At 54.2% G+C, this 14,087-nt stretch carries 9 protein-coding genes; 8 read left to right on the plus strand and 1 reads right to left on the minus strand.

Annotation, left to right across the window (positions count from 1 at the left end):
- Window positions 1–797: 797 nt before the first annotated feature.
- On the minus strand, window positions 798–1,652 hold the full coding sequence (locus tag WCC56_RS10115) for a PA4780 family RIO1-like protein kinase (protein ID WP_424692241.1): 855 nt from the start codon (window positions 1,650–1,652) through the stop codon (window positions 798–800).
- 878 nt (window positions 1,653–2,530) lie between these two features.
- On the opposite strand from WCC56_RS10115, the gene tssB reads away from it, so the two are divergent.
- The 8 genes from tssB to WCC56_RS10155 all read left to right on the plus strand — a co-directional run bounded on the left by tssB (window position 2,531) and on the right by WCC56_RS10155 (window position 13,992).
- Window positions 2,531–3,028 carry a type VI secretion system contractile sheath small subunit gene (gene tssB / locus WCC56_RS10120; RefSeq protein ID WP_424692242.1) on the plus strand — a complete coding sequence of 166 codons (498 nt, stop codon included), beginning with the start codon at window positions 2,531–2,533 and terminating at the stop codon, window positions 3,026–3,028.
- A 33-nt stretch (window positions 3,029–3,061) separates the two neighbouring features.
- Window positions 3,062–4,609 (plus strand): type VI secretion system contractile sheath large subunit, encoded by a 1,548-nt coding sequence (gene tssC, locus WCC56_RS10125; RefSeq protein ID WP_424692243.1) that lies wholly within the window; start codon window positions 3,062–3,064, stop codon window positions 4,607–4,609.
- 14 nt (window positions 4,610–4,623) lie between these two features.
- Window positions 4,624–5,973 (plus strand): type VI secretion system baseplate subunit TssK, encoded by a 1,350-nt coding sequence (gene tssK / locus WCC56_RS10130; RefSeq protein WP_424692244.1) that lies wholly within the window; start codon window positions 4,624–4,626, stop codon window positions 5,971–5,973.
- On the plus strand, window positions 5,970–6,653 hold the full coding sequence (gene tssL, locus WCC56_RS10135; RefSeq protein WP_424692245.1) for a type VI secretion system protein TssL, short form: 684 nt from the start codon (window positions 5,970–5,972) through the stop codon (window positions 6,651–6,653). Before tssK ends, tssL begins: the two co-directional genes overlap by 4 nt.
- A complete protein-coding gene (locus WCC56_RS10140; protein ID WP_424692246.1) occupies window positions 6,653–8,323 on the plus strand; it encodes an OmpA family protein in 1,671 nt (556 codons plus the stop codon). Before tssL ends, WCC56_RS10140 begins: the two co-directional genes overlap by 1 nt.
- 3 nt (window positions 8,324–8,326) lie before the next feature.
- Complete coding sequence (locus tag WCC56_RS10145) at window positions 8,327–8,818, plus strand: Hcp family type VI secretion system effector (protein ID WP_424692247.1); 492 nt, start codon at window positions 8,327–8,329, stop codon at window positions 8,816–8,818.
- 160 nt (window positions 8,819–8,978) lie between these two features.
- Entirely contained in the window at window positions 8,979–11,645 is a 2,667-nt protein-coding gene (gene tssH / locus WCC56_RS10150) for a type VI secretion system ATPase TssH (protein ID WP_424692248.1), read from the plus strand.
- Window positions 11,638–13,992 carry a type VI secretion system Vgr family protein gene (locus tag WCC56_RS10155; RefSeq protein ID WP_424692249.1) on the plus strand — a complete coding sequence of 785 codons (2,355 nt, stop codon included), beginning with the start codon at window positions 11,638–11,640 and terminating at the stop codon, window positions 13,990–13,992. The genes tssH and WCC56_RS10155 overlap by 8 nt, the downstream gene beginning before the upstream one ends.
- Window positions 13,993–14,087: the final 95 nt, after the last annotated feature.

The following is a 14,087-nucleotide window of genomic DNA, read 5'->3' on the forward strand; positions in this document are numbered from 1 at the left end:
TATGAAGCCACTGCGAAGGTCTTATTAAGTCGTCAACAGAAGAGGAAAGGGTGACTGTTTTCACAGCAAAAAACACCCGCGTTGAATGCTGCGGCAGTGTGCCGCTATCCGTGTTTAAGGAAATAGATATCGCTCACACTTGTCAAACCTTGTTTCATTTCACTTTAGGTAAAATGTGACTAGCGTCACAAATATCTTTGACCGGATGGTCTGAAAGGCGATCATGGCAGCGGTGGTGATTTTTTGAGTCAGGTAATCGTTTGCATGGCGGGTTACGGTGGAAAAGAAAAAAATGGAGGTGGACTGGGGCATATTTAGAGGGAAGGGTCAGGGTTTCAGTAGGCGGTTTCAGGAGGTACCAAATAAGGTGGGCTTATGGTTGAGGGCGTTTTTTTGCCCCTTACGCCAGCGCTGAATCGCAAATTGCAGCACACAGGAACAGGTAATGTGAACATGGAAGTGCGTTTTACATCTGCAGCAGACCGCGATCTCCAGATATTGGACGACTGTCTACTCATGAGAGGCTCTGAAGGTGTGTAGCAAGCGGAGACTGTCCTGATTGCCTTACGAAACAGCTAGCTCAATTTGGGGATGCCTGCGGATGACGGGGTTATCAGCCGAGTTTAGAGAACTTGGGGTGTCATGGGAAAGTTCTGGGTATGGACTGCTTGATGAGAGTGATCCCAACAGGTTTTTGACTGTTCTTGTTGTACGGCATAAGAAAGAAGATCGCTGGATGTGATCTTCTTAATAGCAGCTATCAATGAACCCTCGAGGTGTTCACTGGTGAAGGGTATTTACTCTTCGTCGCGTTCTTTGTTTGCCCGCTGGCGTTCGTAGTAGTCGTCTTCCGCGGTGATGATTTCATCCATCAGGGAGTCCATATCTACTTCATGAACTTCTTCAACGAACAAGCCGGTAAGCGGTGTTTCTGGGGTTAACTTGCCGTCTTCATACAGCAGCCAGATTTCTTTTGCATAACGGGTTTTCAATAATTGCGGTGCGAACTGACCGTAGTACGCCGTGATGTTATTGACATCACGCTCAAACATGGTTTCAGCATGGTTGTTTGCCGCGGCGTCTACAGCCTGTGGCAAATCGATGATTACCGGACCTTGTGCATCAAGCAGTACGTTGAATTCTGACAGGTCGCCATGCACGATACCTGCACACAACATGCGCACGATATTGCGGATCATCGTATGGAAATCCGTAACAGCGCTTTCTTCCGTCATGGTCACATCGCTAAGACGTGGAGCAACCATACCGTCAGCATCCGTCACCAGTTCCATCAATAATACGCCATCTATACAGAGATAGGGCTGTGGGACGCGCACACCAGCTTCTGCCAGGCGGAACAACGCATCGACCTCGGCGGTTTGCCAGGACTCTTCTTGCTGCTTACGTCCGAATTTAGAGCCTTTCTGCATCGCACGGGAGCTACGAGAGTTACGGACCTTGCGGCCTTCCTGATACTGCACGGCCTGCTTAAAGCTGCGCTGTGTGGCTTCCTTGTACACTTTGGCACAATTGATCTTATCACCGCATAAAACAGTGTAAACGTCGGCTTCCTTTCCGCTTTTCAGGCGTTGGAGCACATCATCTATCAGGCCATCATCAACCAAAGGTTGGATTCGGTTTGGGATTTTCATGCGGCTTTATACCTTATTTCAGCCAGGTAACGAAAGATATCAGGCACAAAAAAACCCACAAGGTTTTCACCGTGTGAGTTCTCAGGACTTCATCTGGTGGGTCTGGTAACCAATCGACCAGGAATTTGGTGGGCAGTCGGCGTCAGAATTGTTCTGCTAACCAACTAAATTAAAGAAGTAATCTTCCATTATAACTCTTGCCTGGTGCCTAAGAAGGTGTCTATTAGCCAGGACCGGCTGTCCATCTGCGCTGAATCAGTCGCCCGTTAACTGTTATGGGATAAGCGGATCACTGCAACGTATTACTCTCTTATCTCAAAATGCTTGCCTGCTAAAACAATTAATTAATGTTCATGAAAAAGAGTGAGCCCTGCAAGTGAGAGTGATTCTCATCTTTTCTCTTGAAGAAGCAACCCTGAGGTTTTGTTCTTTTGTGAAAGCAAAAAATCAGATGTTTTTTTATCTGAGCGCGATATGTCCAGTTGGGTCACGTAACTTAAGTTTTTCGTCAACTATAAGTCCTTGTAACTTAGGTCAGGTAAGTCTGTTTGTAGGAAAATTCTTATGAATCAGTGGCATGTTGTTTAACGTTAAAATTTTATTTTGTAATTTTTAGTTACATTTTTTTATTTTCAATTACATATCTAATGTTTTTACACTCGCGCAATAGGCACTTATCCTAAATTTATGTTTTCAGGACAATGCTTAAAAAAACTGTGTCATACCTGCTGGTGAATGGAATGTGCCTGCTTTTGACCCTGGATTTATGTGACATCGGATGACGATGACAGGGATATGATATTTGTTGGGTAAATATTTCTTACTAATTCTTCAGTGGTACTGACCCTTTCTATACTTTCCATAGAACAGGAACAGCCATGTCTACCTCCTTTCAGTCCGAGATCCCTAAGGCCCGCGTTAACATCCAATTGAGCCTGCATACGGGCGGTGCGCAGAAAAAAGTCGAATTGCCCCTCAAGCTGCTCTCTCTGGGTGACTTCAGCAATGGTGCTGAGCAGCGCCCGCTGTCTGAGCGCGAGAAGGTCAATATCAACAAAAACAACTTCGATAGCGTGCTGGCCGACTTCTCGCCTTCCGTCAACCTCTCCGTAGTAAACACGCTGGCCGGTGATGGCAGTGAAGAAGGCGTCAGCCTCTCTTTCCGCGAGATGAAAGACTTCGAGCCGGAGCAGGTCGCCCGCCAGATCCCTCAGTTAAAAGTCATGCTGGCGATGCGCAATTTGCTTCGCGATCTGAAAGCCAACCTGCTGGATAACCAGGCCTTTCGTAAAGAGCTGGAAAAAATCCTGCTGGATCCATTTCTGAGCGCGGAGTTGCGCGCTGAGCTGTCTGCCCTGACACCGAAACAGTCATAACGGTCGCGCTATTTAACGGATTAACGAGAGAAGATGCTGATGTCTGTAAAAAATGAAAATGCTGCATCGGGCGAGAGCCTGGTTCTGGAACGTCCGGCCGCAGGGGGCGTGTATGCTTCCCTGTTTGAGAAAATCAATCTGAGTCCCGTATCCGCGCTGAGCGCGCTGGATGTCTGGCAGGATGCGCAGGCGATGTCGGATGCCACCGCCGATGAGCGTCTGACCGCCGGGATGCAGGTGTTTCTGGAATGCCTGACCAGGGCCGGTTCTAAAGTCCAAAAACTGGATAAAATGCTGATTGACCACCATATCGCTGAGCTGGATTTTCACATCAGCCGTCAGCTGGATGCGGTGATGCATCATGACGAATTTCAGCGCGTGGAAAGTGCCTGGCGCGGCCTGAAGTCGCTGGTCGACAAAACCGATTTTCGCCAGAACGTGAAGCTGGAAATCCTCGACCTGTCCAAAGAAGACCTGCGTCAGGACTTTGAGGACTGCCCGGAAATCATCCAGAGTGGGCTGTACCAACACACCTACATTGATGAGTACGACACTCCGGGGGGAGAGCCGATTGGGGCGCTGATTTCGGCGTATGAATTCGATGCCTCTGCGCAGGATGTGGCGCTGCTGCGTAACATCTCTAAAGTATCAGCCGCTGCCCATATGCCGTTTATCGGCTCGGCGGGCCCGAAATTCTTCCTGAAAGAGTCCATGGAAGAGGTCGCGGCGATTAAAGATATCGGCAACTATTTTGACCGTGCCGAATACATCAAGTGGAAATCCTTTCGCGATACCGACGATTCCCGCTATATCGGCCTGGTGATGCCGCGCGTGCTGGGACGTCTGCCGTATGGCCCGGACACTGTACCGGTGCGCAGCTTCAACTATGTCGAAGAAGTGAAAGGCCCGGACCACGATAAATACCTGTGGACCAACGCGTCTTTCGCCTTTGCAGCGAACATGGTTAAAAGCTTCATCAACAACGGCTGGTGCGTACAAATTCGGGGGCCACAGGCCGGTGGCGCAGTGAAAGATTTGCCGATCCACCTGTACGATCTGGGTACTGGTAACCAGGTGAAAATCCCTTCTGAAGTGATGATCCCGGAAACCCGCGAATTTGAGTTCGCTAATCTCGGCTTTATCCCGCTGTCGTATTATAAAAACCGTGACTATTCCTGCTTCTTCTCGGCGAACTCCACGCAGAAACCGGCGCTGTACGACACCGCCGTTGCCACAGCGAACAGCCGCATCAACGCCCGCCTGCCCTACCTCTTCCTGCTGTCGCGCATCGCGCACTATCTGAAGCTTATTCAGCGTGAAAACATCGGTACGACTAAGGACCGCCGTTTGCTGGAACTGGAGCTGAACACCTGGGTGCGCAGCCTGGTGACAGAAATGACCGATCCGGGTGACGACCTGCAGTCCTCACACCCGCTGCGCGATGCGAAGGTGGTGGTGGAAGATATCGAAGACAACCTGGGCTTCTTCCGCGTGAAACTTTATGCCGTACCGCATTTCCAGGTGGAAGGGATGGATGTGAATCTGTCACTGGTCTCTCAGATGCCGAAGGCTAAAGCGTAGGGCGGTAATTCAGGATGAAGATCTACCGTCCATTATGGAACGAAGGGGCATTGTTGTCCCCTCAGCAATTCCAGCAGCAATCGGCCTGGGAATCCTTCACAAATGCCGGTATTGCTGCACTAACGTCTCCTTCCCCATGGGGCGTTGAGCAATTGGAACTGGATGAACTACAGCTTGCCTCCGGGCGGGTGCTGGTTCAAAAGCTCCGTGTCTGGTTTCCGGGTGGGACGCTGGTGGATACGCAGCATTGCGATCTGGTGCCAACTCCCCGTGATGTGAGCAGTGATGTGGCGTCCGGCATGGACAGCGTGACGCTTCTTCTGGCACTGCCGTTGATGCAACCCGGCGGTGGTAATGCCAATGTGGACGGTATTGTCGCTGAACGGCCACAACGGTTCCGCGAGGAATGGGTAAATGTGCAGGATGTCTTTGGGCCTGAACATGAGTCAATGGCCGTTGCACGCTTCAACCTTGCTATCCGTTTTCAGCATGAGAGTAATGACGCCTGGGAAAGCTGTCCACTCTGCCGGTTAATCAGAAACGGACAGGGTGGATGGCAGATCGACCCGGAATTTATCCCTCCTCTTGTGCTGTTTTCGTCCTGTCAGGCGTTGCACGAAAGGCTGGTGCTACTCAATCGCCAGTTACGCTCACGCCGCCAACGACTGATGTTAATGCGCCGTGAAAGTAACGAGCGGCTGGCCGATTTTGCCGTTGCTGATGTTTCGCTGTTCTGGCTGCTGAACGCACTCAATTCGCATGCCAGCGTCCTCAGCGAATTTGAACGCGTTCCCGATCGTCACCCGGAGCAGGTCTGGGCAGAGCTGGCGCGTCTTGCTGGGAGCATCATGACCTTTTCACTGGAGCATGACATTGAGACGATCCCGGCATACCACCATGATTCGCCAGCCCGGACCTTTCCACCGCTGTTTGATTTGATTGCGACGTTACTGGAATCCAGCCTGCCATCCCGCGTGATTGCTCTGGAGATGTCCAGGCCGGATACGCAAACATGGCGGGCCTCGCTCCATGATTTACGGTTGCGGGAAGATGCGGACTTTTATCTCTCCGTTCGATCTGACATGCCTGCATGGCGGGTTACTGAGGGGTTCCCTGAACTCTGTAAAGCCGGTGCGCCTGATGATGTTAACGCCATCTCAAGCAGCGCGTTAAACGGCATCCCTTTAATGACAGTCAGCCGCGTGCCAGCTGCACTGCCTGTCAGGCTGGAAAACCAGTATTTTGCGCTGGATATGGAAAGCCCGGCAGCAGCGGCCATGCTGGACCAGGGGGTGTGCCTGTTCTACGTGCCGCAGCTGCTCGGCAACATTGAACTTGAACTCTTCGCGGTGCTTCGCTCATGAACAACGACATCGATATTGACGGGCTGATGGCTGATACCTGGCTGACGGTTTCCATGCTGAGAAACGCAGCCACGCTTATCGACGGTAAGCTGCTGTATCAGAAATGTACCGCACAAGTTGAAAACGTCCGTAGCGCGCTGCAATCCGCAGGTATGGATGAAGAAAGTATCGCGCACATCACTTATGCCCAATGTGCTCTGCTGGATGAAACCGTCCTTAATCGTAAACCTGATGACAGGACGGGAAATGATGACACAACAGCTGCGCTGGCTGAGTGGCGCAGCGTCCCCCTCCAGGCCCGTTTTTTTGGTTCACTGCGAGCCGGTGAAGCGATATGGGATCGCGTGGCTGAAATCCTAAGCAAGCCGGCACCCCTTATGGCGGTACTCACCTGCTATCACCGCGTGCTGTCTCTGGGGTTTCAGGGGATTTACAGTACGGGTTCGAGTAACCCTGCACAGCGTCAACAGGCTCTGGATGCGCTAAACGAACGAGTTACCCCCTTACAGGCTGGCCTGTCTCTGGTGATACAAAAAAACAAGTTACACCATTACAGCCTGTTCCGGTCAGCCTGGTTTTGGGCAGCGGTTGCACTTGTTGTTACAGGGCTCGCCTGGTGGGGGGGGCATCTTTGGCTTGAGTCCATCCTGACCCAGCAGTTGCCGGAGTTACACGTCTGATGCGTAGAGCCTTCACCACATCGGTGCTGGTTCCGACAGCCATAGTTGCATTTGCACTGCTGTGGCTTTTGTGGAGTTTCCTGCCGTTTTCTCTGCCGGTGAGATGGCTTGTGACCCTGCTTAGTCTGGCTATCACCGCCGCAGTATTGCGCTCCGTGCATCAGCGTTTTCGAGCTGACTCCGGTACCAGCGCGACTCTGTTTTCCGATCTCTCTGACGGTCCGATCGTACTGGTGATGGGGGACGGACTGGATGTCTGTTTTGGCGATCGGCTGGTGCGAAAGAGTTCGACCGGTAGTCTTCACCGAATCAATGACCCTGAAATGCTTCGCAGAACCGTCGAACAGGTCTGGAACCACTCTCCCATTTTGTCCGGGCGATTTTGCGTGATGTACAGCTGCCTGCCGGATCTCTGTGAGGATGAAGGTGAGCTCAGAGCGGATATTCGTGCACTGCGTCAGCAACTCAACACGCTTTCCGGGCTGACCGGCTTCACGCTGCCACTGGTTATTCAGTGCCAGTTTTCCGGGCCAGCTACCCCGTGGATCCTGGTCAGTGGTGATCTATCAACGCTGACGGATGAAGAGGGGAATCAGAGTGCGATTGTTGACTGGCAGAAGCAGGAAAGTAGGACCTCCAGTATCCCCGTCATGGGCCAGGCATTTGAATTTATCCGTCGTACTTTGCTGGATGAGCTACAAAAGCCTGACCGCCTGACACCGGAGCTGCTGCCTGCTGCGGTCTCTTTCCGGCTGGGTGCTGAAAGGGGGGATACCGACTCGCTCTGGTCACTGTGGCTTACACAGCAAACGGTGATGCAGTTCAGCCGTTACACCACGACATGCTCTCCTGCCCACCCATTTAGCGGTGCGCTGTTTGCCCTGCTGGCGCCGTTGACTGTACCTGTGCAGGGCGGGCGGACGACAAAATGGTTGACTGGAGTGTTGCTCTTCTGTGCGCTGGTGGCGCTGGCCTGTTCAGCGATCAATAACCGAAATTTGATTGAACGAACGGGCATTGCTCTTCAGCGATGGCATGCGGTCCCGATGGATCGCTATGACGCTAAGGCGGCCTCTCTGTCGGTGCTTGAGCAGGAAGCTCTGCTGTTGGAGAGCTGGCATCGGCAGGGCGAACCTTTGCGTTATGGTTTTGGTTTGTATCCTGGACAGCGTTTGTGGCTGGCTCTTCAGCAGGCCATTGACAGCTATATACCTCCGCCAAAACCGGAACCCAAGCCGGCCCCCAAAATTGTGCGCCTCGACAGCATGTCATTGTTCGATACCGGTAAATCTGAGCTGAAAACAGGTTCGACCAAAATGCTGGTGAACTCACTGGTCGGCATTAAAGCCCGACCGGGCTGGCTGATTGTGGTTGCCGGGCACACCGACAACACCGGCAATCCAAAACTGAACCAAATCATCTCCCGGAAGCGCGCAGAGTCAGTGCGTGACTGGATGCGTGACACCGGCGACGTGCCGGAGAGCTGTTTTGCGGTGCAGGGGTTTGGCGAAAACCGTCCCGAAGTACCCAACGGCACGCCGCAAGGACGGGCGCTGAACCGGCGTGTTGAGATCAGTCTGGTCCCGCAGGCAGACGCCTGTCAGCGGCCGGATACCCCCCCAACGTCATCGCAGGATGATGGCGGTTACAACAACGAAATGGAGAAGTAAATCATGGCAATTCCAGTCTATCTGTGGCTGAAAGACGACGGCGGCGCGGACATCAAAGGGGCTGTGGACGTTAAAGATCGTGAAGGCAGCATCGAAGTGGTGGCACAGGAACATACCCTGTACATCCCGACCGATAACAACACCGGCAAGCTGACCGGTACGCGCATCCACACGCCGTTCCAGTTCACTAAGGAAATTGACTCGTCCAGCCCGTATCTGTTCAAGGCGGTGACCACCGGTCAGACCCTGAAATCAGCGGAATTCAAGTGGTACAAAATCAACGACGCGGGCCAGGAAGTGGAGTATTTCAACACCAAACTGGAAAACGTGAAGGTGGTGAAGGTGAGTCCGGTGATGTTCGACGTGAAAGATCCGTCTAAAGAGAAGCATAACCACCTTGAGCGCATCGAACTGCGCTACGAGAAAATTACCTGGACCTACAAAGACGGCAACATCATTCATTCCGATTCCTGGAACGAACGCGTCACGGCGTAAAGGATCTGCGGGCGGGAATTTTTCCGCCCGCTTTTTTTGCTGAGTCCCTGCGTAACCGGGTACTCAGCAAAAGAACACCGGCATTTTAACCTTATGGGCATCGGTTTACGGCTAAGGGCGGTAGCGTGCCGGAAGGGAAATTCATTCAGGAGAGAGAAGCATGGAACAGCAGACTGCATTATTACGTCGTTTGAACCCTTACTGCGCACGTGCGCTGGAAGCGGCCGCGTCGCTGTGTCAGACCCGGGCCCATGTACAGGTTACGCCGGAGCACTGGCTGCTGAAGTTGATGGAGCTGGGTGAAGGCGACATCACGGTTATTGCCCGCCGGTACGAGTGGGATATGAATGCGCTATGGCATGACCTGCTGGCCTGGCTTGACGGTCAACCGCATTCGGTCAAGCGTCGTCCGCAACTCTCTGAATCACTGCTGAAACTGCTTAAAGAGGCGTGGCTGCATGCGTCGCTGGAGAGTGGAGGCAGCCAGATCCGCAGCCATCACCTGCTGACGGCCCTGGCAGACAAGCCCGCATTATTATCCTGCAACCACCTCTGGCCACTTCTGAGTCCTGGAACCAGCCAGCTTGAACGTTTGCGCCCGCTGCTCGACCAGCAGTCTGAAGAGCGCCCCGAAATACAACAGGAGCAATGGCTGTCTCAGGATAACTCCGTGGCGTCGCTGACTTCACCCACGGCTGAGGCATTATCTGTTTCTGCTCAGGGCAATTTGTCTGAAGCCCTGCAGGGCGCGCTGGATAAATTTACCCTCGACGTCACCGCAAAAGCGCGAGAAGGCAAAATCGACCCGGTGTTTGGCCGTGATACCGAAATCCGCCAGATGGTGGATATCCTTTCACGCCGCCGAAAGAACAACCCCATTCTGGTGGGGGAACCTGGCGTGGGTAAAACCGCGCTGGTCGAAGGCCTGGCGCTGCGCATCAGCGAAGGCAACGTGCCGGGGAGTCTGAAAACGGTGAGCCTGCGTACCCTTGACCTCGGACTTCTCCAAGCGGGAGCCGGGGTGAAGGGGGAGTTTGAACAGCGTCTGAAGAACGTGATTGATGCCGTGCAGCAGTCGCCAACGCCGGTGCTGCTGTTTATCGATGAAGCGCACACTCTCATCGGCGCGGGCAACCAGGCGGGTGGTGCCGATGCCGCCAACCTGCTGAAACCGGCGCTGGCGCGGGGTGAACTGCGCACTATCGCGGCAACCACCTGGAGCGAGTACAAGCAGTATTTTGAGCGCGATGCCGCGCTGGAGCGCCGTTTCCAGAGGGTGAAAGTGGACGAACCGGACGACGAGACGGCGTGCCTGATGCTGCGCGGGCTGAAGTCCCGCTATGCGGAGCACCACGGCGTGCACATTACTGACGATGCCGTCCGCGCTGCCGTCACGCTTTCCCGCCGTTACCTGACAGGACGCCAGCTGCCGGACAAAGCCGTTGACCTGCTGGATACCGCAGCAGCCCGCGTGCGCATGAGTCTGGACACAGTGCCGGAATCCATTACCCGCCTGAAGGCAACGCAGACGGCTCTGGAGCTGGAAGCGCAGGCCCTGCTGGAAGATATTGCCGTAGGAAGCGACCAGCACGGCGATCGCCTGACCATCATTGAGCAGAATAGCCAGGCGCTGGATACAGACATTGCCCTGCTGGAACACCGTTTTAACGGTGAGAAGGCGCTTGCCGAAAAGCTGATGGCCTGCCGCCAGGATATCAGTCGCCAGCAGGAAATCCCTGCGCTACAACAGCAGCTTAACGCGGAAAAATTCGGCCCGGCACTGATCCAGATTGACGTCGACACCCGCACGGTGGCCAACGTGATTGCCGACTGGACCGGCGTGCCGCTGTCGTCACTGATGAAGGACCAACAGACCGGACTGTTAACCCTGGAAAGCAGGCTGGAAAAACGCGTGGTGGGTCAGCAGGCCAGCCTTAACGCCATCGCGCAGCGCCTGCGAGCCGCCAAAACCGGTCTGACTTCTGAAAATGGCCCACAGGGCGTGTTCCTGCTGGTGGGCCCAAGCGGCACAGGCAAAACCGAAACCGCGCTGGCGCTGAGTGACGTACTGTATGGCGGTGAAAAATCCCTCATCACCATCAACCTGTCCGAGTATCAGGAGCCGCACACCGTCAGCCAGCTGAAAGGCTCACCGCCGGGCTACGTGGGTTATGGCCAGGGCGGCATTCTGACCGAAGCGGTACGTAAACGCCCGTACAGCGTAGTGTTGCTGGATGAAGTGGAAAAAGCGCATCGCGATGTGATGAACCTGTTCTACCAGGTGTTTGACCGTGGCTTTATGCGTGACGGCGAAGGGCGCGAAATCGACTTTCGCAACACGGTTATTCTGATGACCGCCAACCTTGGCAGCGATCCCCTCATGCAGTTGCTGGAAGAACAACCGGAGGCGACAGAGGGCGATTTACAGGAGCTGCTGCGCCCGATACTTCGCGACCACTTCCAGCCCGCGCTGCTGGCCCGCTTCCAGACGGTGATCTACCGCCCGCTGAGCGAACCGGCCATGCGCACCATTGTGCAGATGAAACTCGGCCAGGTCAGCCAGCGCCTGCACCGCCATTACGGCCTGACCACCGAAATCGGTGAAAGCCTGTATGACGCGCTGACCGCCGCCTGCCTGCTACCGGACACCGGCGCACGCAACGTCGACAGCCTGCTGAATCAGCAAATCCTGCCGGTGCTCAGCCAGCAGCTGCTCAGCCATATGGCTGCACAACGAAAACCAAAACATCTGACGATGGACTGGAGTGATGAAGAGGGGATTGTGATGCTGTTTGATGCTTCGGTTGTGGAGCTAAACCATGAGTGAATCCATTATTTCTGCGGTCAGCGCTGTGATGCAGAAGCTGGGACACTCCCGCTATCTGCTCAGCGTACATGACTGCCCACATACTCTGGACGTGCTGAAGTTTCATGCCGAAGAGGCGCTGAGTGAACCCTGGCGCTACGACGTGACCGCGACTTCCGCCAGCGCGGAAATTGCTTGTAACGCACTGTTACTGAAACCGGCATCATTCACTTTTCAGGTGCCCGTTTTCGACGGTGCTCCTGCCGTTCCCGTCAGGCATGTTTATGGCGTCATAGAGTCATTTCGCCGCCTGTCCACATCAGCGGATGAAACCCTTTATACGTTATCGCTGGTGCCCCGTCTTGCCCTTCTGGCATACACCCGGCGCAGCGAAATCTGGCTTAACATGTCTGTCCCTGAAGTGGTTGAAGAGGTGTTGCGATCGCACCAGCTGGAAGGCCCGGATTTTGACTTCAGGCTTGATAATGACTATCCGCAGCGTGAACTGATTACGCAGTGGCAGGAAAGCGATCTGGCCTTTATTCAGCGGCTGCTGGCTGAAGTGGGTATTTTCTGGCGCTTTGAAATGGACAATCGCCTTGAGCAGGACGTTGTCATCTTCCTGGATTCCCAGCAGCAGTATCAGTTCGGCACAAAACTGCCGTTTCGACCGTCGTCGGGCCTGAGTAATATCGGCGAAGAGAGTGTTGAAGCTATTTTCACTCGCTCCGCTGTAGTGAGCGGCAGTGTTTTCACCCGGGATTACAACTATCGCGATGCGTTGGTGCCGCAGGACAGCACCGGGAACCTTTCCGGTCAGGACGGTATAACAACCGGCGAGGTCTATCATTACGCCGAACCCTTCCTGTCAGGGGGAATGCCAGATGAAACGGAGTCCGGTGCTTTTTTCGCCAGGCTACGCCATGAACGCATTCTTAATGGTCAACGCATGGCCTCTGGCAAGGCGACCAGTCCGCAGCTTATGCCCGGGCTGGTACTGGAAACGGACAGGCCTCTGCCGAACGGATTCAGCGACGGGGTGGTTGTGACCCGCGTGCACAGTCAGGGTTCGCGCAGCAGCAGTTTTATCCTGCGGTTTGAGGGGATCCCTTACAGCGAAACCCTGTGCTGGCGACCGCCGCTGATTAACCGGCCCGTAATCGCCGGCACCCTTCCCGCCAGGGTCGAGAGCACGGAGAAAAACGACACTTATGCCTGGCTGGATAACACGGGCCGCTATCGGGTCAGGCTGGACTATGACCGTAACGACCGGGAGGCGGGCTACAGTTTTCTCTGGCTACGCATGGCGAAACCCTATGCCGGGCAGGACTACGGCTGGCATGCCCCTCTGCTTGACGGCACGGAAGTATCCATTGCCTTTGACGGCGGCGATCCGGATCGCCCCTATATTGCCTTTGCACAGCATGATTCAGCGCACCCTGATCATGTCACCCGCGATAACTTCACGCGCAATGTACTGCGCACTCCGGCAAATAATAAGTTGAGGATGGAAGATTTACGCCAGCAAGAGCATATCAAACTGGCGACGGAGTACGGTAAAAGCCAGCTTAATTTGGGGCATCTGGTTGACGCACAGCGTAAGCAACGTGGCAAAGGGTTTGAGCTCAGAACCGATGAGTCAGGGGCGGTACGTGCAGCCGGAGGCATTTTCCTCACGGCGGATGAGCAGCTGAAAGCACAGGGGGACGTGCTGGAGATGTCAGCGGCCATCGGCCATATCGGCGAGGCTAACGACCAGATGAAAGCGCTGAACAACGCCGCTGAGATGGCACAGGCGCTGACCAGCGATATCTCATCTCAGCTTGGCCTGGTCTCCGATCGGCTAAAAGCGCTTCAGTCTGCCGTTTTGCTGATGAGCGCTCCACAGGGTATAGCCCTGACGTCAGGCGGCCATCTGCAACTGACCAGCAGTGAAAATACCATGATCAATGCTGGAGAAAATCTTGATGCCGGAGCGATGAAAAACATCTCCCTTTCTGCAGAGAAAGCGCTGGGACTGTTTACTCATAAACAGGAAATGAAGGTAATTGCCAATCAGGGTGACATTGTGATGCAGGCGCAACATAACACCCTAACCCTCAATGCTGCGCAGCAGGTAACCATCACCAGCACCGACGATGAAATTATTATCAGCACGCCGAAAACGCTGACGCTTAACGGCGGGGGCTCCTGCCTTAAACTCAGTCCTGCCGGAATAGAGCATGGTTCGGAGGGCCGGATGATCATGAACGTGGCTAATTATCTCATTCCCGGAACCGGCAGTTCAGTGGATGTGGCAGAACAGCATTTTGAAAAGACGGAAATATCGCCGCCAGCAGAAGAACGTAAAGGACTGATTTCCCGCTAAGGACGCACTATGAATATCTGTTTCCCCGTTCGCGATCTGAATGGCAAAGAGTTTACCTCGGTGGATGAGGTGATGAGCCTCATTAACAGCGAAGC

Origin of the sequence: Erwinia sp. (genome assembly GCF_049696395.1) — a bacterium.
Classification (GTDB): Bacteria; Pseudomonadota; Gammaproteobacteria; order Enterobacterales; family Enterobacteriaceae; genus Erwinia.